Origin of the sequence: Prevotella pallens, assembly GCF_900454935.1 — a bacterium.
Lineage (GTDB): Bacteria > Bacteroidota > Bacteroidia > Bacteroidales > Bacteroidaceae > Prevotella > Prevotella pallens.
In genome coordinates, this window is the sequence record NZ_UGTP01000005.1 from 68135 (window position 1) to 89022 (window position 20888).

At 45.6% G+C, this 20888-nt stretch carries 8 protein-coding genes; 7 read left to right on the forward strand and 1 reads right to left on the reverse strand.

Translation table 11 applies throughout. The features are described from left to right. Positions 1-22: 22 nt before the first annotated feature. From DX009_RS12450 to DX009_RS12480, 7 genes are all read left to right on the forward strand, one after another. On the forward strand, positions 23-4603 hold the full coding sequence (locus DX009_RS12450; RefSeq protein WP_115084320.1) for a DUF2958 domain-containing protein: 4581 nt from the start codon (positions 23-25) through the stop codon (positions 4601-4603). 222 nt (positions 4604-4825) lie between these two features. Then, positions 4826-6079, forward strand: coding sequence for a site-specific integrase (locus DX009_RS12455; RefSeq protein ID WP_115084400.1), 1254 nt, complete (start codon positions 4826-4828; stop codon positions 6077-6079). Positions 6080-6092: 13 nt separating this feature from the next. Further along, positions 6093-7355, forward strand: a complete 1263-nt coding sequence (locus DX009_RS12460; protein ID WP_115084321.1) for a site-specific integrase — start codon at positions 6093-6095, stop codon at positions 7353-7355. A 63-nt stretch (positions 7356-7418) separates the two neighbouring features. After that, positions 7419-7886: a DUF1896 domain-containing protein gene (locus DX009_RS12465; RefSeq protein ID WP_115084322.1), complete on the forward strand. Its 468-nt coding sequence runs from the start codon at positions 7419-7421 to the stop codon at positions 7884-7886. Positions 7887-8581: 695 nt separating this feature from the next. After that, positions 8582-8851, forward strand: coding sequence for a helix-turn-helix domain-containing protein (locus DX009_RS12470; protein WP_115084323.1), 270 nt, complete (start codon positions 8582-8584; stop codon positions 8849-8851). A gap of 20 nt (positions 8852-8871) precedes the next feature. Beyond that, positions 8872-9183, forward strand: coding sequence for a helix-turn-helix domain-containing protein (locus DX009_RS12475; protein WP_115084324.1), 312 nt, complete (start codon positions 8872-8874; stop codon positions 9181-9183). Positions 9184-9528: 345 nt separating this feature from the next. Continuing rightward, complete coding sequence (locus DX009_RS12480) at positions 9529-9948, forward strand: plasmid mobilization protein (RefSeq protein ID WP_115084325.1); 420 nt, start codon at positions 9529-9531, stop codon at positions 9946-9948. Positions 9949-10971: 1023 nt separating this feature from the next. On the opposite strand, the gene DX009_RS12490 is transcribed toward DX009_RS12480, so the two are convergent. Then, positions 10972-20880: a toxin TcdB middle/N-terminal domain-containing protein gene (locus tag DX009_RS12490; RefSeq protein ID WP_245944666.1), complete on the reverse strand. Its 9909-nt coding sequence runs from the start codon at positions 20878-20880 to the stop codon at positions 10972-10974. Positions 20881-20888: the final 8 nt, after the last annotated feature.

Genomic DNA, 20888 nt, shown 5'->3' on the forward strand with positions numbered 1-20888 from the left:
TACCTTATTAAAAGAAAACACTATGGCATACAATAAGAAAGAAGTCCTGCAAGCCAACACGGAGGCTATCCGTGTGGTCTTGCGCCTGGAAAAAGAACGCCGTGAAGCCACCGAAGCTGAGAAAGGCATATTGCGCGGCTATCAGGGCTTCGGTGGCTTGAAATGTGTACTCAACCGCACGGACAACCCCGATGACATACGCTATTGGAGCAAGTCAGAGCAGAATCTCTTTGAACCTACCCAGCAGCTCAAGCAGATGATTTATCGTGAAGCCGTAGATGCCAACACCGCCAAGCGGTATTGGGAGAGCATCAAGGCAAGCGTGCTAACCTCCTTCTATACTGATACCCGTATCGTTACCGCCATTGCCGATGCTCTCACTTCTGTAAATGTACCCATACGCCGATGTTTGGATCCTTCGGCTGGCATGGGTGCCTTTGCCGAAACCTTTGCAAGGCAGGCTGGAATTGTGGACGCAATAGAGAAGGACTTACTCACGGCACGAATCAGTCAAGCCCTGCACCCCTATGGCAAAGGTAACATATTCGTTAGAAACGAGCCTTTTGAAGCTATTGGAGAGCTGGAAGACAAGGACAAGTATGACCTTGTAACAAGTAACATTCCTTTTGGCGATTTCATGGTCTATGACCGAGAGTACAGTAGAGGTAAGGATACACTAAAGCGCGAGTCCACACGTGCCATTCACAATTACTTCTTCGTGAAAGGTCTGGACTGCATCAAGGAAGGTGGTTTATTGGCATTTATCACTTCACAGGGTGTTTTGGACAGTCCCCGCAATGAAGCCATACGCCGTTACCTCATGCAGAACAGCCGCCTTATCTCCGCTCTCCGACTAACATCAGGTCTATTTTCAGACAATGCAGGTACGGACGTAGGCAGTGATCTCATCGTCCTGCAGAAGCAGACTAGTAAAGAAATCAGCAAGGGAATTGAACAGCAGTTCGTAGAAACTGTTTCCGTTCCCAAGGAAGAAGGCTCTACTGTCGTCTTCAAGCATAACTCTCTTTTTGTAGGAGATTGGAAAGACATATCTCATCGCACCATTGCCACAGAGCGCATAATGGGTACAGACCCTTATGGAAGACCTGCATGGGAGTATCGGTTCACGGGAGGGGTTGAGGAAATGGCAGAAAGTCTCCGAACACGGCTCTCCCTTGAAATGGGACAACGTATCGACCGTAAACTATATGAGACTGGTATACCGATGACAGAGGTAGAGCGAGAGGCAGAAACAGAGAAACAGCTTCGCAAGTTGGGTATTACCATAAGTCGGGAAGAAGAAACAGAGAAGACAAAGACTGAAGACAAGGGCATAAACGATGCCTATAACCTAATGCCCGACAGTATCAGGAAACAGTTACCAAAACTTTACAGCACGGAAAAGGAACTCATAGGCGATAAGGTTGCCTACGCACGCTATTTCTTCCCTATGGGAGCATACACAGCCTACCTTCTGGAATATGACCCTAAGAGCCGCATTGGTTTCGGTGCTGTCACGATGGGTTACGGCTGGGAGCTTGGCAATATGTCCCTCGATGAGATGGAAGGCGTAAAAGTAAGAGGACTGGGCATTGAACGTGACCTGTACTTCTCTCCTAAGAAATTGCACGAGATAGCCGAGTTGGAAGAAATCGTCAGGGGACAATATACCATAGAAGAAGTGATAGCAGAGGAAATCAAGGAAGAAGTGATAACAAAGACAGAAACAGAGAATAAGGTTAAGGAGACTGTGGCCATTCCTTCTGAGAACGATACGCAGGTAATGGAAGATACCGTTCCTAGCGGAGAGACAATTCCATTACAGTCGTCATCATCAGAGTCCGCTCCACAACAATTAGTATCAGAACAGCCTTCCACAACTGTTGAACCTGCTCCTGAAGGCGTACCCGCCTTGACACTTCACCATCAATACGATCAGGAACCACAAGAAATCCGTACGGATATTGAAGCTCCGAGAGAAATGAACGGGCAGACAATATTCTTTGACGACGATCATCATCCAGTGGTGGACAATAACATGGAAGACATCGGACAACCGGAGCAGCTGTCATTGTTTGCCCCAGAGGAATACAGCCTTTGGGCAAGAGAAGTTACCCGTGTGAACAATGAAATCAAGGATAATTCAGGAACTTCACAGGTACGCCGTCCTATAACTCAAACTGCTCCCCAGAAATCATCGGACAGCAAGGTACAAAAGGCAGCAATCATTCCTCAACGCCGTACCCGTAGTAGTAGGAAAAAGGCTTCTTCCTCTTCACGTGAGCCGTCACTTTTCGACTTCATGAACGAAGCCGAGGAGCGCAAGCCAAAACCTATAGCGGAAGTCAGAAAGGAGTTTGACGCTTCACCGCGCCCTTTTCTCTCTTCGCCGGACTCTCACCTAAGAGACGGCTCCATCGTCGTGCAGAAGGGACAGATAGGCTTTCTTTCTGACTTAAAGCGACATCCAACCTTTAACCCGATGGACTTGCCGTATGCGCAGCTTTCACGTCTCAAAGCCTATATTGAGATACGGGAGTGCTATCATCGTCTCTATGACTACGAGGCGGAGAACCGGACAGAGGACAGGGAAGACCGCAGCAGGCTCAACCACCTGTATGATGACTATGTTGCACGCTGGGGCTACTTTAACCAGAAAGCGAACACCGACATCATCAAGATGGATGCCACGGGCGTGGAAATGCTGTTCTTGGAACGCTCCGAAAACGGCAGGTACGTCAAGGCGGACATCTTTGACCATCCTACAGCATTTTCCACCACGGAACTGACCGTTGCCACAGACCCGATGGAGGCACTGGGTGCATCGCTCAACAAGTACGGCACGGTGGAACTTGACTACATGAGTTCGCTTTTACCTAATATGGAGGAAAGCGATATTATTTCTTCCTTGGAAGGTCGTATATACTTCAACCCCAAAGAGAATGCTTACGAGGTAGCGGACAAGTTCATTTCGGGCAATATAATAGAAAAGGCGGAGCGTATCGAGTCGTGGCTATTGGACCATCCCGACCACGAAGAGGCAAAACAGAGCCTTGCTGCCCTGCGTGCAGCCACGCCAACACCCATTCCATTTGCAGACCTTGACTTCAACCTCGGTGAACGCTGGATACCCTCAAAGGTCTATGGCAGGTTCGCATCGGAGTTTTTCGGGACGGATATTGGCGTATCCTACCATTCCAATATGGACGAATACAGCATTATCTGTGACCGAAAGAATGCCCATATCTGGCACAAGTATGCCGTACAGGGAGAGTTCCGCCGTTATGACGGTATCAATCTCTTAAAGCATGCCCTACACAATACCATTCCCGACATCAACAAGAGCAAGGAGGTGACGGACAAGGTTACGGGAGAGACCAAGACCATCAAAGTAAGGGACGGACATGCCATCCAGATGGCAAATGCCAAGATTGAGGAAATCAGACAGGGCTTTGTCGATTGGCTCGGACGGACACCTGACACGTTCAAGCAGCAGTTATCCGACCGTTACAACCGCCTTTTCAACTGTTTTGTGCGACCCAACTTTGACGGTACGCACCAGACGTTTCCCGACCTTGACCTCAAACGATTAGGTATTTATGACCTTTACAAAAGCCAGAAGGATGCCGTGTGGATGCTCAAAACCAACGGTGGCGGCATCTGCGACCATGAGGTGGGAGCGGGAAAGACACTCATCATGTGTACGGCTGCCTACGAGATGAAGCGCTTGGGACTGGCAAACAAGCCGATGATTATTGGTCTGAAGGCAAACGTATTCGACATTGCTGATACCTTTAGGAAAGCTTATCCCAATGCTAAGGTACTCTATCCAGGTAAGAACGATTTTAATAAACAGAACCGCCAGCGTATTTTCAACGACATCAAGAACAATGATTGGGACTGCATCATCCTCACGCACGAGCAGTTCGGAATGATACCGCAGGCCTTGGAGATACAGGAAGCGATTATGCAAAAGGAACTAGACTCCGTGGAAGAGAATCTCGAAGTGTTGCGGCAACAAGGAAGAGACATCTCCCGTGGTATGCTCAAAGGACTGGAGAAGCGCAAGCAGACGCTGGAAGCGAAGCTGCAGAACATACAGGACAGCATTGCCGAACGCAAGGACGATGCTGTAGACTTCAAGATGATGGGTATTGACCATTTGTTCGTGGATGAGAGCCACCAATTCAAGAACCTGATGTTCAACACACGTCACGACAGGGTTTCGGGCTTGGGCAATCCGGACGGCTCACAGCGTGCCTTAAACATGCTCTTTGCCATTCGCACCATACAGGAGCGGTCCGGTAAGGACTTGGGAGCCACTTTCCTTTCGGGAACAACTATCAGTAACAGTCTTACAGAGCTATATCTACTCTTTAAGTATCTCCGCCCGCAGGCTTTGGAAAAGCAAGGTATCAACAGTTTTGATGCTTGGGCAGCCGTCTTTGCCAAGAAGTCGACCGACTACGAGTTCTCCATTACGAATGACATCATACAGAAGGAACGCTTCAGAACATTTATCAAGGTGCCGGAGCTGGCGGCGTTCTATGCGGAAGTATGGGAGTTGGAAGCAAGAAAAGGAGAAAAATGCGTATCTGATTGAAATACAAGATATATTGCCTGCTTACTCATTGAGTTGCATCAAAGGAAATAGGCTAAGAAAGGAGTGAAAAAGCAAGAGTTCAGTTACCAAATCGTTCGAGAAACGATGAAAGGAAAAGAACAGCTAAAAGTGGTAACTAAAACGGTGATTTCTCTTTCATTATCAATGTTTTGCATCACTCAAAGTTCCTCTAAGAAATGTAATTTTGCAAGCAAAAAAACAATGGAAAAAGAAAAAATCAAGCTGCTTTTCTATCTCAAGAGAGGTACGCAGGACAAAAATGGGAAAAGTCCCATCATGGGACGCATCAGTATCGGTCGCTCAATGGTTCAGTTCAGTTGCAAATGCGCCTGTACATCCAATCTATGGGACAGTCGCAAACAAAGACTGGTAGGCAAGAGTGCAGAAGCCGTATCAGTAAACAACGAACTTGACCGACTGCAAGTAAGCGTCCATCAAGTTTACGAATCGCTTTTGGGCAAGTTGAACAACACTGTTACGGCAGAGCAGATAAGAGAACTTGTTTTCGGGTTGAATAGTGGATCGCAGGGACTGCTTCATCATACAGACGAGTATATCGACCGCTTCCGTGAGCGGGTGGGTATAGACCGCAGTGAAAGAAGACTGAAATGTCTGCTGCTCTTCCGTAAGCATCTGGCAAAATTTCTCAGACATCGCTACCATGTGGACGATATTCCCGTGCAAAAAGCCGATACTGCCCTTATCAAAGACTTGGAGGAGTATTTTGCCAAAGAAAAGGGTTTTAAACTCAACACTTCGGCTGGTTATCTTACTATACTGGCATCCCTACTCAAGGACCTGCACAAACGGCACATCATAGACATCTATCCTTTCATCGCTCACTCTATCCGCTGGGACGTGGGTACACCCCGATACATCACAAGGGAGGAAGTAAACAGAATAGCAGCATTAAGCGATAACGAACTGCAAGGCTACGAGCAGGTATCGAGGGATATGTTTCTCTTTTCGTGCTATACCGGTCTTTCCTATACGGATGTGTACCACCTCACGGCAGAGCATATCATCCACGAGTCCGATATGGATTGGATACGCAAGCCGAGAGTGAAGACGGGCAACCTATGCCACATTCCGTTATTGCCCGAAGCGTCCGCCATCATCGAGCGGTACAGGGGCATCCATACGAGGGCGTTCCGTAACGAACCGCCCAAAGGGTATCTGCTGCCCATACCGGGCTGCGATACGGTGAACATACACCTCAAAAAGATAGCACGCCTTTGCGGTATTCAGAAAACGCTGACTTTTCACATGGCAAGGCATACCTTCGCATCGCAGATGACGCTTTCAGAAGGCGTGTCCATCGAAAGCGTATCGAAAATGCTCGGACACAGCCAAATAAAGACCACACAGGTGTATGCAGAGACTTCTCCAGAGCGTGTCTTTCGGGATGTGGAGAAGATTCTCCCTCTCATCGCACAATATCGTTTAATCAACTAAAAGTCCAAGAACAATGAAAAGTACATTTTCTATTCTATTCTATATAGACAGAAGCAAGACAAGCGAAAGGAATGAATGCATTATCCGCTGCCGTATCACCTGCAATGGTGCGTCTGCTTCATTCTCAACAGGATTGCACACCTCTCCTGTTGATTGGCAATCAAAGATAGGACGTATAAAAGTGGCGGCTAACAGAGCGAATGCTGTCAATCATCAACTGGACTCAATAGATAAACGACTTCACGCACTCTATGAACTCACGTTAAGAGAAGAGAACTACATCACGGCAGAATATCTTAAGGAGCAGTTCCTACATCAAGGAAAATCTACTCCATCACTCATAGAGCTTTACCAAGCTGTCTGCGAAAGTAAGGAGGAATTGCAGGGCAAGACTATAGGAAAGGCTACCGTCAGGGCTTTTAGGGACAGTAGGAAGAGCTTTGTTCAATTTCTGAAAACAAGGGGGAATGAGGACTGTCTTCCTAAAGAAGCCGACAAGGACCTAATAGAAAGCTACCGTCTGTTCATGCTTAGGGACTTAGGAAACAAGGAAAGCACCGTCTCCAACCGTCTGCGCCACCTGCATCAGGTCATTAGAAAGGCACAGCAGGAGCGGTATATCTATGCAGACCCTTTTGAACTGATAGATATAGAAACGCCCACCTACGAGCGCAATGCCCTCACTTCTGACGATTTACACAAACTTCTCTCATATCGTCCTCACCGCTCGGTGGACAACCATTGCAGGCTCATCTTCCTATTGGGCTGTTTTACGGGGTTAGCTTTTTCTGATTTAAAGAAACTCCGAATGGACGATGTTTACACACTTGACGATGGGCGCAGGTACATATCGCTCTGTCGCACAAAAACTCAGAACAGAAGCATTGTTCCTTTATTACCCATTGCCGAAGAGATACTCACCATTGTCAGCAACGGACAAAAGGAGGGTTTGCTCTTTCGTGAGTTCCCCACGAATAGCCATTTCAACCGCAAGATAAGGGACATCATCATCAAGGCAGGACTCCCATCTCATACCGAAGCCACCTCGCACACGGCACGACATACCTTTGCCACGACCATCTGTTTGGAGAACGGCTTGCCGATAGAAACCGTCAGTAAGATGCTCGGACACCGCTTCATTTCCACCACTGAACTCTATGCAAAGGTCAGCAAGAGCAAGATTGCACGGGAAATGCAGCCACTCATGGGTAGCAACACCACAAGGGAACTGCGAAAGGCCCTGCGTGTTTGTCCGCCAAGAAAGCCAAGAATATGATAAAATGATTTTCTTAGACCGTTAAACAACCATCATTAAGTATCAACACTGAATAAGGACAAAATGAAAAAGAACAACAAACAGGAACTTTCCTACTTTCGGTTGAAATTAAGAAGTTATATGAGTGAGCATCACCCCGAGAGATTGCAAGATACGGAGTTTATCACCGCACGGGCAGATATGGCTCTCACCGTCTACTGCGATGCTGTAGTGCAGGGTTTCACGCACCCCGAAGCGGAGAGCATGGCAAGCGAGGTCTTGTATCAAGGCTTGCACTTTTCCAAGTACGACACGCTTGTATCTGTGTTGGAAAACGAGTTTGAGAGGGAATTGCCTGTACCACTCCCAGAGAAGCTCGCACCCATATTGTTGTCGAACAAGGCTGTTCAAGCCACATTCGACAAGTTCGGTTTGACGGACACATTTGCTTCTGACGAGCAATACGACCGTCTTTACACCGAACTCACAGGCACGATAGTGCTGCTTACCAAGAGCAATCATTTACCAATAATCGGTCAGACGGAGGGGTAAGCCCAAAGGCGTTGTAAGCAAAGGCACACGCAAAGTCCCTGATGCCGTTTCTTATCGTGCAAAGGTACAACGGCAGCCCTGCCCTGACAAGGTCAAGTCCTGCGGATGGAGAGAAGAATCTCCACCGCAGGATTTTTCTGTTTCAAGGCGGTATTGCCATTTTCTGTATCCGTGCGGTCGTATTCATCTCTCCCAACCTTGCAGGGCAGGGCTGCCGTAGAGAGCATAGGCACGACAAGAATACGGCATACTCAGGCTCTTTGGACGCAAGGCGTAACAACCAACAACAGATAGGACTGACGATAATACGGACAATCTGTTGTTTGTACAATTTGTTGTCATGACTATCTGTTGTCAAAACTATCTGTTGTCAAAACTATATATCGTCAAAATAATCTATCGATAAAACTATCTATCGATAGTTCTACATATCGATTTGTCGAACTATCGAACTGTTGAAAGAATAATTGCTATGTGATAAAAGGAACGAGCCGGCACCTCATCTCATTACCGCAATAACACAGATGGTTCTCCTTTGGTCTTTTCTCTTGTTTTCTCTCTATTTCCCTGCTTTTCCTCATTTCTTGCAGCGGTGCTTCCGAGGGTTTACTTTTGCACTCGATAAGTACGGCAATGGACTGCATAACAGTTTGTTTGCCGAGTAACAATAAAGTAATCAAAACAAAAAGAAAGCAATGAAACTCATTATCATCGACCGCAAAGCGTGGGAGCGGCACTGCTCCGAATTTGCAGACTTTATCCACAGTATCGAACAACTCATCGGCAATCCGCCCGAAAAGGACGAATGGCTTGACAACGAAGCCGTGTGCAAGCGTTTGGGCATCAGCAAACGTACCCTGCAATCCTATCGCGACACGGGTAAAATACCCTTCTCCATCATTGGACATAAATGCTATTATAAGGAGAGCGACATCGCAGAGTTACTGAATGCAAACAATGAATGAAATCAAACACAGAATGAACTATGGAAGAGAAAGAAATCATTACACAGCAAGACCCTCAAATGCAGATGTTTGCACAGTTGATGGAGGGTACTTTGAAGAAACTGGAGCGTTATTGCTCCACAGCCCGTCCGATGTTGGGTGGAGAGGTTTACCTGACAGGCGAGGAAGTGTGCAAACTTTTACGGTTGAGTCCTCGCACACTTCAGGACTATCGGGACAATGGCACGATTGCCTATTTCAAAATCGGTGGCAAGATACTCTACAGGCAGAGCGACATACAAGCCATGCTTGAAAGACATTATAATCCAATACCGCAAACAGGTAAGTTATGAGTTAAGTTAAGAACTCAGTCGCGACTTAAGTCAAATGGTCAGTTATGACTTTGGTCAAGAAATTAGTTTCGACCTAAGTCAAAATTAACTTTAGTCAAAAATATGTCAGCTCATAAAGTCAGTAAGTCAAGAAATTAGTCTAAACTTATCTCTTGATTTACTTCTTGAACTTTGAACTCTCGTCTATCAAAAGCACCCCAGAAAGGTTACTTTATGGAACATAACAAACTATCTCTTTCTCTATACTGGCAAGGTGTGTCTTTGTACCACAAACTATCGTTTGTACCACAAAGACCCTTGCCCCAAAGGGGGATTAAATCACTCCAAAGTCGTAATTAGAAAGCAATGAAAAAGCAGAAACAAAAGAAGCCAGACGGCAGATGTGCCACCTGCCCAAGATGGGACAGATGGCACATCAGGATACCTAATTCTGAAGACCAGCAGAAACTTATCAGACTCTATCGCAAGTCGGGAGCAAAGACAAAAAGCGATTTTGTCCGAGCAAGGCTTTTGGGTGAAGCCTTTAAGGTCATCACGGAAGACCCTTCAAAGAAGCCTTACTTGGAGAAACTCTCAGAAATCGTCGTCATGACTCATAAGATAGGCGTACTATACAACGAAGCCGTGAAAGTCCTCAATGCTTATCATTCTGTCGCCACTGCTCAACGAATGCTCGGCAGACTCGAAACCTATTCCCAACTTCTTATTAGACTGCAACAACAAGCAGTACAACTGACAAAATTTCTTGAGAGTAGACATGAATAAATACTGATAAATCTAATACCCAGCATTCGTTCCGTACTGCGGAAGCCCAATCCCTCTTTGGGTAGTTGAGTGATTTTAGAATCAGTGTTAGGAAGATATGCTTTGTATGTGTAGTCAGTAATAAAATGCTTCTGGCAAAGTTTGCATCGGTAGCGTTGTTTACCTGTACTTTACCTCTTTTGAGAATATTGTTTGAGTGGCGATGCGGCATTGAAACTTAACTCCCAATCTGGAGCATAAAGTTTCGAAGCGTTCTCGTAAGGTCATTTTCTCTTTGTTTGGGGTTACAAAAAAAGCAAAAGGCAGAGAATTTATCCCTGCCTTTATACCTAATAGTTGATAATCTTTTGAAAATTAGGCAATTGATTTGGAGGATTTAACAACTCCCTTTGATAGTATGGTAGTTGCAACTTATCAACGTTTATTGTCATGGTTTAATATCTGTAAATATGAAACTTATAGAATGATTATCTCTCCATATAAACAACCCTAAAAGACAAAGTGTTGGAATGAAATTCCTTTAGAGAATTAACATAGGTCATTGGAAAAGCAATAAATGTTGAAGTGACAATAAATGGTCGGGGAGTATCATAAGAGAATGAGTAGGAAACCTGATTTATAGAATCTGTTAGGATCTGTTCGTGTTGCCAAGGTCCTATAGTTGTACTTCTATAATGAAATTTATTTGTGAAATCTATTAAATCAGGGTAACATCCATATTCATCTACAGGTAGTTTCCTCAATGTATCTTGCACAAAGTTCGGTAGTTCTCGAAGAGATAACACTGCCATCTTTCTATTATTAATATTATTACAACCTGTACACAGCAAAATAATGATTATTGTAGCCGAAAAAAAAATTCTATTCATTTGTGCTGACTTTTATTTCAAAATGGTTATTCTAGGGGGGAATTAATCGGGAATAAGCCTTTTATAAATTGACCTTTCAAAAGACCAGTTGGTTTATATACTAAAGAAGATGAAGTTCTCACCCAATGCAAGAACCTCATCTACCTACGTATAATTACTTATTTTCCCAATCTTTTACTCTATTATGGGAATTATGGAAATCGCCAAATACAGGGTACATAACATTTCTTGCACCTTCCCAGTGATCAATAAATCCTTGTGGATTATTTACTCTTATATTTTTTGCGTTTTTGAACATTCTTCCTGCCTGCCCATATTCACCTGTTCCTTTTGTAGTAGATGGGTTATCAGGTAAAACTCTGAAACTGTTTCCACCTTTAATTTGTACAGGATCTGAAGGATCGTAAACATTAATATGAGTAACTCTTTGTTGAGCCTCTTTAGATAGTTGATAATCATTACGTACCGGAGTATTTATCGTTAATAAATTTATTTTTACATCTTTGAATTCTGGCATAGTTACCATCAAATTGATAGCTTCTATACCAACATTTCCCCCGTGACTATGTCCAACAATAGTTAAAGGTTCGCTCCTCGGTAGACTCCTCCGTAACTCAAGAGCTTTTTTAACAAGATTTTTAGCTGCGGTTGTTCTCATACTGGTATAATTTCCACCAGACCAATTAAAACTATAATTAAAAGATTTATTGCCAAACGTTTTTCTGGTATATCTATTAATGCCAGATTGATTTTGCCATGTTTTATTACTAGACCAAGTTCCATGGACAGCTATAACTTGTTTGCCATTTGGATCTTTCAATTTTACAGGACTCTGGTAGCAATAAATATATGGATTCAAATTCAAATAATTTAAAACTCCACCATTATGCTCCCCGTCAAGATAATTTTCGCTATTTCTTGGATCATAATTAGAGATGGGGTCTATGCTCATCCACAGACTCAACCTCGGTTCATAGTATCTCGCACCATAGTAGTACATACCCGTCTCCTCATCAAATTCTTTGGCGTTAAAGAGATAAGGCGTGTTCCAAGTGTTGTTACGTTCTTCTATGAACACCTCTCCAAATGGTACATATTCGATATGCTGTGATACTTCGCCGTCCAAGTTGGTGATGTAATTACTGCTGCCTAAGTGGTCAGGGTGGTAGTAGAACTGCATCTTTTCGTAGTCGTCGTTAGGCTTGAAGTTGCCATTTGCAGCCCTTGTACGTACCATAGCCTGTGCCGCCTCTGGCGTGCCATCGTTGCAACAGAACCCCTGACCGTTTACGTAGTCGTCATTGTCCTTACCGTTATAAGGTTGGTCAAACGCCTTGTAGTTGTCTTTAATGGATTGCAGTTGCTTTGCATACTTGTCCTTGTAATTGATAGTCAAGCCATCAGCCTCATTGCCTGCATAAGGTATTCGTCTTGGGTCTGCACCATAACTTGCAAGGTCGCCAAGCTTGCTGACAATACGCTGCGAGCCGATGTAGATGTGCTTCGTATATTTGCCACCTTGCCCTGCCACGAGGTATGGGCTGACATAGAGTGAGAACCTTGCCGTACCTGTGTTGCCACCCGAGAACTCGGAGTTTACGTATATGGCTTCATTCTCGCCACTGGTCTTCACCGTGCGCTCACCATCGGCATCGTACCAATAGTTGCTTACAAAACCATTCTCATCGGCTGCCAACAAGCGGTTCTCCTCGTCCCAACGGTACTTCTGCTCACTTGCCTTTTCATCTTCCTTGCCGTCACGCTTTACACGAGAGGTGTTGATATAGACAAGGTTTCCGTTGAGGTCGTAAGTGTACTTGTGTCCGTTGTTGATGTTCGTGCTCTCCGTAGGAGTTTCTTCCGTTCGGTAGTTGATATCACGAACATTGTCGAGTTGGAACTTCTTACCATCTGCCTTTTGATAAGTATAGGCGAGTTCATAGCCTGCGTTGAGCGTGCCGTCAAACTGTACACCTGTCTGCGAGAGATGTTGCTTCTTACTCGTGATACGATGCATGTTGTCGTAGCCCATAGATAACGTATAAGAAGCGGCTTTATTGTCCGTTCCCTTATAAGTTCCCGTTGCGCTTGCCAAACGATACAATGGGTCGTAGGTGTAACTATGGCTCATCTGTCCGCCTGCCTTGCCACTCTGTGGGAGTGGAGCATTGTTCTTAATACCAAGCACGTTGCTCACAGCGTCGTAGCTGTAGGCATTGTCCATAATAGTACCTGCCTTAGCATTGACCACGAGGTTCTGCAACCGTCTGCGTGCAGGGTCGTAACTGTAGAACGTCTCCGCTCCATTGCAATACTTCAGATAGGTGCGCTGCTCAAACTTGTCATAACCTATCTTGTTCACATAGTCATAACCGTAGGACTTGTAGCCACGCACGTGGTCTACCTGTCCACCGAGGTTATAGCCGTAGGTTACTTTCTCCTCATCGGGATAAATCATTTCCAATAGGCGGTCATGGCTGTCATACTTCCACTGTGTTACGTAGGTTGCCACTGCCTGGTTAGGCACAATCAGCGTGCGCACGGTCTTCAAGACCTCACCCATCTTACCGTAGTAATACTCGATAGCACCACTACCGTCCTCACGAAGCATCAATCTGCCGATACGGTTGTGAGAAGAGTTGATACCACCGTAATGGTACTTCACGTTGTTCTCCGGATGGTCGGGATAGTTGATGGCTGTCAGACGTCCGTAGTCGTACTCGTAATTGATGGTCTTGTCCTCCTTCTTAAGGTTGGCGGTCTGCTTGGTTAGTACATTGCCTAAAGCATCGTAGGTAAAGGTGGTGATACCGCTTGCAGGGTGGTTTACCTCTGTGCGACGGTCGCCCATATCATAGACGGATGTCGTTACGTTGCCCTCCGTGTCTGTTACCTTGACCAATCGGTCGATACCATCATACTCGAAAGAAGTGGTAATGATACCGTCAGGTCCGCTGAGTTGCTCGGTCTTCACGGTCTTGCCACTACCGTCGGTATAGGTTGCTTGACGATTACCCAACGCATCAGTGACAGTCGTTACGAGTGCATTGCTACCTGCGTCCGTAGAGTATTCCGTCTTGGTCTCAGCATTGTCCGGAAGCGTTACTTTCATGGCACGGTCAAGCACGTCATAAACCGTTACGGTTGGCGACACGTTGTCAAATGCCTTGTTGAAAGTTGTCTTGCTGCCCACTGCTTCGGTTACAGGGTAGTAAGCCTTAGCCACACGACCGAAAGCGTCATAGACATTGCGTCCGCTGACAATCATCACGGTCTCGTCTTTCGGAGCACTACCCTTGGCAGCTGTGGTTACCACACCGTCTTTCTTCACCTGAACGGGACGCCCGAAGCCGTCCACGAAGGTTACGGTCTCCATATCATCGCTTGGGTGCTGTATGTCGTAATGCTTCGTCACTGCGTAAGCAGGCACTGTAATGCCGTTGGTGCCGAAAGTAGCCTTAGGTTGATAGTCAAAGGCAATGATGTAAGGCACACCTGTTGCCAACTCATTAGGCCCGCGCACAGCTTTCACACGTCCGAGGTTGTCTATATCCGTTTCATAATAGAAGTGGTTGAGATCCATACGGCGGAGTGCCATGCCATAGCGGTAGTCGAAGTTGGCAGCCTCGCTACGGTAGCCAAATGCATCGTCTATGCGCTCCACATACATATTCATCACCGGCTCATAGCGGTAGGTATACCACATGCGCTGTCCTTTGCTGTTAGCAGGAAGCGTGGTCTTGATGATGTTGCCGTAAGCATCATAAGTATAGTCTGAGACAGCTTCGCCGCTTCCGAGTTGTTGTTTAATCTGCGTGATATGGTCGGCATAGTTCAAATCGTAAGTCGCAGAAACTTGATGATAAATCTTACCATCACCGCCCGTTACGGTTACGTTGGTAGGTAGTCCGAAGATATGTTTGTTATCATTGTGAGCATATTGTATTGCGGTTTGGTAGTCGAACTTACCCGAACCGTCAGCACCCAACTTACCCTTATCACTGAACTTGTAGGACTTCAGTTCTCCGTGATAGCCAGTGAGGTAATACTCGTTCCAAGCCTCTGAGGTAGTGATGCCGGTTGCCTGTCCCTCATACTGTTTATTGGCGGTATAGCGGAGCGGTACGAAAGCGGAAGCGCGGTCGCTACAGAGCTTGGTCTGCTTGGTAAAAGTGTACTTGTCACCGTTGGCAGTGAGGTAGTAGCCGTCATATTCATTGCGTGTCTCGGTGTATTTGTTGCCTTTGGCATCCTCTACAGACGCTCCAAGCTCATTGCCCTGTGCGTAGTAGGTAGACACGTCATAGAGTTGCACAGCCTGACGATAGACTGCGGATTCACCCTGTTCGGTGTCGATATTCTTGGTTACGACCTTTCCAAAACCGAGGAACTCACGTTCGTGGCGATCCTTCTGTCCATCTGAATAGGCAAACATCGTCTTCATCATCGGTCCATCATCACGGATACCATCGTCAATGGTTACGGACGACATTACCCATTTACCACCGGGAAGTCCGTAAGTAGGCATGCTGTGTTCGTAGTCCAGTGTAAAGGTTCCGCCAAGGGAGTTGGTCACGCTCTTGAGCATGTTCGTTCTGCCGATGGCGGAGCGGGTTACTTTCAGTTCACTTTCCTTATCGGATTCTACGATGTCGAGGTAGCCGTCGCCGTCTACATCTTGCAAAGCATAGTTGTTACGATTTATACTGTGACTGACAGAAACAACTGGATTTATGGAAATTTTGACAGGGATTAACTTTGGAGTAAAATTGACAGTAAATGCAACCTCAGCACCCTCTGAGGTTGAGGCAGATTCGCTAAGAGAAGAAAGCCCTTTCCACTGAATGGCATCCATAAAGCCATTACCGATATTAAGCGCCACCATAATAGTCTTGCCATTGCGCCATACCTTATCTGGTAATCCGTCAGAATTTACATCAGAGAGATTATACTCTTCTCCATTCTTAGAGGTTACAACATTGTATCCCCCGGCGAAGCTTGATGACCCCTTATTGAAGCTACCACCTATATTGGCGTTATAAGTAATTCCCTTACCTCCTTGTATTCGATCAATTCCCCAATCAATTGGTTCTGTGAAGTTGTACCCTAAATTAAGTCGAACTTTATTTCCCTTAATAATTTTATCAGGTAGACCGTCTCCATTCACATCCATGAATGTTTCTGTGCTCCAATCCTTGTTAGAGGGAGGAATACTGACAGATCCAGACATACGAGCTTTTGCCTTGTTGCTGGAGCCTTGGTTGCTGGAATGATCCTTTCCTTTTGCAATATGAGCAATCGTAGAACTTATCGAAATAATAGGGTCACTTCCCAATGCCCATCCTTCAGACTTATTTTCACTGCCAATGGTTCCGATTCCACTATACTTTTCGCCACTGATACCTCCTTGCGAATTTGTATATTGTATGATTCCTTTTTGAAAAATATCCGGGAAACCATCCCCATTGAAATCCATCATAGTGGAGCGAGTTACACTCTTACCACTTGCATCATTGTATGTAAAAGCAATGCCTGCCTGATTGACATCACTTGTTGCAACCATTTCCTGTGTTATAGCTACAGCACCGGTTCCTTGTAGACACGTACCGGAAACTCCTGTTATATCATCAATATGTTCGAATGGGTTAGTTAATATTACATTTTGTTCAGTTAGTCTTGAAGCCCCAGCTTCTTCAGCTGTAAGGTACAATTCTGCTCGTTGTCCTATCCATCTATCAAATGAACTTTGGTCTGTTCCTATTGGTACAAATGCCATTGTCAAAGGATCCATCTTGGCATCCTTGCTATCGGGGAGCTTCAGCAGTGATTCATCAATAGGTTTGCTATACCTACCTTCGGAAGCATTATAAACAAAACCACCCCAACCACGATACATTGTGCCGAAGCCTTTGTTCTCTGTCTGGGCATAGAAGCCTGCCTGTGCTGTTCCTATGCCACTGACAGTAGCTGCAGAAGTTACTATCTGACCTGAGATGTTACCTGAATAGAAGTAATCTATCCATATCTTGCCTGCACTGATACCGGTGATTATCAGAGGATCCCCTAAAAGACTGCCACCACTGAAAGTGTAAGTCTTTTTACCCAGCAGTTTGTCTACAGTCTTGACTGTCATCGTCACCATTCCGTTTACCGTTGGTGGTAGCATCGTGATACTCGGAGTAACTGTCAGGGTTGAAACATTGGAAGCAAGTACTACAGGCTTACCTTCACTAACCATGTCAGCAAAGAGAACATAATGGGTTGCCCCTGCCGTACGCTGCCTGCTACCATCCTTGCCTATGGTCTCTATTTGTGGGGTCCACTTTATTTTCGACCAATCCACATTAGAAGAAGAACTGATTTCAAAGTTTAGATTTGTCAAGCCATCCGGATTAGGAATCGTCTGTTTAATTTCTCCGTCAAACGCTTCATTCCATGCTAAGGTACGGGTATAGATTTCTCTTTTTTTATAATTCGGATTATTATTACCCAAGCTGTCTTTTAACTCATTAGATGCGACAATTCTGAGCGTAACGTCATCTGTTGTGACGGGTTTGGCGAACTTGCCTGACAGGTTCAAAGAAGCGCTCTCTGCCACATTGGTCAGTGTATTGGCATCATAAACGGCACCCTCCTGAGGTTGATAAACAGTGGTAGATAATCCGCCGGGGAGTGTTTCTGCCGCACCTGTATAGGTAATGACAGGCGCCCATTTCACGTTGTCAAAGGCACCGTTGCTTGTTTCCTCCGTACCAGACTGGACACGGAAATAAATGCGGTCGCCTTTCTTGACAGTGATATTCTGTGCCGTAGCATTATAAGCCGTTGCATCTCCCTTGGCAATTTTCTTACTCCAGAGTTCTGTACTGCCTTTCTGAATGGCTACGCGCACACCGTCAGCATGAGCATACTCATCGGTATCGTATTCGCCTGTTGGAGTAATCAAACTAACTGTACCCGAGATGCTGATGATTCCATCTTTAGGTGCCTGCCATACACGTACCATATCTTCCATCGGAGAGGATTTAATCAGTTCTGCTTGCTCGGCAGGATCAATCTCCCCAATAGTTTTATCTATTTTCTTGGCATCATAGATGATAGGGCTTGGTGTATCGGCGCTGCTAAGCGTAAAATGAGGAATGGCATGACCTTGCGCATCAAATTCTATATGATTAAAATAAACCTTACCACTAGAAACTATATCTACAAGCCCATCACCATTAACATCGCTGAAATATACAGAGGTTTTAGTAGTTGTGCGGGAGGTACTTGTAGCAACAGTAGCCATAATATACTGCCACCCAGCCTTGATGGCAGGTCCTCCAGAGAAAGTATTACTGGATGAAGCAGAAAATTTAGAGATACCAATAACTTTGATAGGTTCTCCATAGGTTATTTTCTTTTCGTCTGTGCATATTTGCGGACGATAGTACACAGAACCTCCATCCTGATATATCTTGTCGGGTAATCCATCTCCGTTAAGGTCTGCAAAAGTCAATAATCCCTTAGAATTATCATGAGAGTAATTAAAAGAACCACCAATAGTGCCACTTGTTGAAGAACTTTGATCATCAACTCCTGCTCCAGCATAGAAAGAGCCACCATAAGAAAGGCTTGTTGTTCCTCCTAAGGCAGTAGGTTTGTCGCTGAATATGCCACCAACTTCTTTGAGAGGACTTATAAATCCTGCGTCAAGGCCGTCATCGTGCGTATTCCATATTTCCTGTTTTTCCTTAAAAGGCACATACCCCTTAGCAGCCTGCACATCATCGTAATAGTCAAAATTCTGATAAGACACTTCTGCACCTTTGTCGTCGAGTTGCTTTACACCCGTAAGCACATCTTTGTTGAACGCACCCTCGCTATAGGTAAAGGCATAACTGCGGAGCGTACTTCCTTGGAAGTGCACCGTTAGCTTCTCTAACAAACGATTCGATGAGGTTAGGAAGCCATATCTTGCATTGTTGTTTTTGAGTCGTTTCTGTTTACTGCCTTCTAAGACAACCACTGTGTGGGGTGATTGTCCGCTATTACCAGCACGTACTTCCTTAAGATAAATGGCTTTTGCCACAAGTCCACCACGAACAGGTTCGTCGGCTGTCTCATAGACGTATTCGATATAATCACCGTGTGTTTCTTCCACACGTTTGAGCTTCCATTCGGTAATCACCTCACGGCTTTGACCACTTGCATCGGTGATGGTACCTTTGAGAATGGCACCTTCTCCACCATAAATATATTTGATTCCTTGTTTGTCAGTTACTTCCCAAGTATAGTCGGCAGGAGAATTACCCTTTCGGATAATACGGCTGAAGTCTCCTCCCTGCCGAGTGTAGAACTGTCTGTCCGCTTTTCGGTTCATCTTCTCACCACGGTGAGCCACACCCATCTTGCCGTCGTCACCCATCGTGGAAAGCATAGAACCCGACATCAAATAAGTTTCGGTTTCTTTACTTGTATCGTATCTTGGAACACCCCAGCGAGTATCCAACGTAATAGAAGGAACAGAGAGATTCCAACCCTCTCCAAGCCATCCACTACCGCCTTCACTACTGTACTGTATGCCCAAAGAAGGAGCCATACCATTGCGTGCGGGAGGCATTTCAAAGCCATACTGAAGATTGGCAGAACCTCGGTTGTTAGCTGTAGGAGGTGTAATGAGATTGATTTTTGATGTCGGATCGGCTGCCTTGATGTCGTTCATCATTGTTGGTGTGAATCCGTCGGTCTGTGGTGATTCGGGGGCTTTGATGACACCGTTAATCATATCTGTAAAGTGAGTGGTCTTTGATACCACACAGGCAGAAGCCTTGTCCACTTTCACCCTTTCGAGAGCCACCCAATGTTTTGTCTCTTTATCGAAATAGTAGGTGTTGATATCGTCTTCTGTAAAACCGCTTGGTATCCTTGTGCGGTCATACTTGATTTTGACTGTTGCACCCTTCCCAGCAAAGTGTTCGCCGTGAGGCAAGAAGCGATACCCCTCGTCACGTGCCGTCACATTGGTCATACCATAGTCCAAGGCGGGGATATCCGTTTCACGAAGTGCCGTAATGGTGTATTTCCCCGTTTTAGAAATTTCACCCTTGGTAACAGAGAGCGTATTGCCGGCTATGACAAGGCTGTCGGATTGATGAGCAAGGAATTGTTTTCCAACCACTGTTCCGACAGAAACAAAGGCACGGCTGAAATCAGCTTTGCTATTCCGTGCAACGGAAAGCGTTTTGTTTACGCTCTTACCTGATACCGAAGCCGTGAGAGACAATCGACCTGTGCTAACAGGAACTACACCTTCGAACTCTCCATTTCTGACAGTTATCTTTTGTCCTGATATAGTAATCCCATCAGCTTTGCCACGAATAAATCCATGGACGTATGCCAAAGAACCGTATGCTGTCGGATGCTCCGAGAACACAATGGATTCTTGTGTCTTTTCGAGTGGGGAGGTCTCTATGCGGACATTCCTGACGCTATAACTGTAAGAGGCATCAGAAGGAAGCGTGAACAAGATGGTGTTCTTACCTGCCTTAACCCAAGAGGGGCTGATTTCCTCCCGAACGGTCTTCCATTCCTTGGATAGTGCCGTAAGATAACCGCCCACTCCCGGACGATCGTTGATACTCTTGCTTACTCCCGATGCAGAGGATACACCCTTTAGGTCATAAACAAGCCATACTCGTGAATTGGAAGGAACCTTGGCAAGAGTAATCTCGAAAAGATTGTCTTCGGGATTGTCTGACACTCGCCCGTCAGGTATGCCGACAATTCCGCTGTTTGGTGTAGCAAACGAGGTGGAGCTTCCAAGCCCCGCAGGAACATCGTTTCCATGTTTTTCGGAATGTTCCTCTCGGAGCAGTTCCCCTTTGGATATCTTGTTCCCTTTCTTTTTCTTTCCTAAAAGCTGTCCGGGCATAGCCTGAACTTTCCCAGAAGAGACCATATAAATGTTTTCTGTACCCTTCTCCTGTGTTGCAAGAGAATCGTCTTGTTGGTATTGCACAACGGCAATAGCGGACACTGTCACGATCGTAGCGACTAATGCCAAAGTGAGCGTCAGTTTCATAGTTGTCG

Coding starts and splice junctions, on each gene's coding strand:
- DX009_RS12460 (WP_115084321.1), top strand. CDS start 6,093: ATGAAAAGTACATTTTCTATTCTATTCTATATAGACAGAAGCAAGACA.
- DX009_RS12480 (WP_115084325.1), top strand. CDS start 9,529: ATGAAAAAGCAGAAACAAAAGAAGCCAGACGGCAGATGTGCCACCTGC.
- DX009_RS12470 (WP_115084323.1), top strand. CDS start 8,582: ATGAAACTCATTATCATCGACCGCAAAGCGTGGGAGCGGCACTGCTCC.
- DX009_RS12475 (WP_115084324.1), top strand. CDS start 8,872: ATGGAAGAGAAAGAAATCATTACACAGCAAGACCCTCAAATGCAGATG.
- DX009_RS12465 (WP_115084322.1), top strand. CDS start 7,419: ATGAAAAAGAACAACAAACAGGAACTTTCCTACTTTCGGTTGAAATTA.
- DX009_RS12490 (WP_245944666.1), bottom strand. CDS start 20,880: ATGAAACTGACGCTCACTTTGGCATTAGTCGCTACGATCGTGACAGTG.
- DX009_RS12455 (WP_115084400.1), top strand. CDS start 4,826: ATGGAAAAAGAAAAAATCAAGCTGCTTTTCTATCTCAAGAGAGGTACG.
- DX009_RS12450 (WP_115084320.1), top strand. CDS start 23: ATGGCATACAATAAGAAAGAAGTCCTGCAAGCCAACACGGAGGCTATC.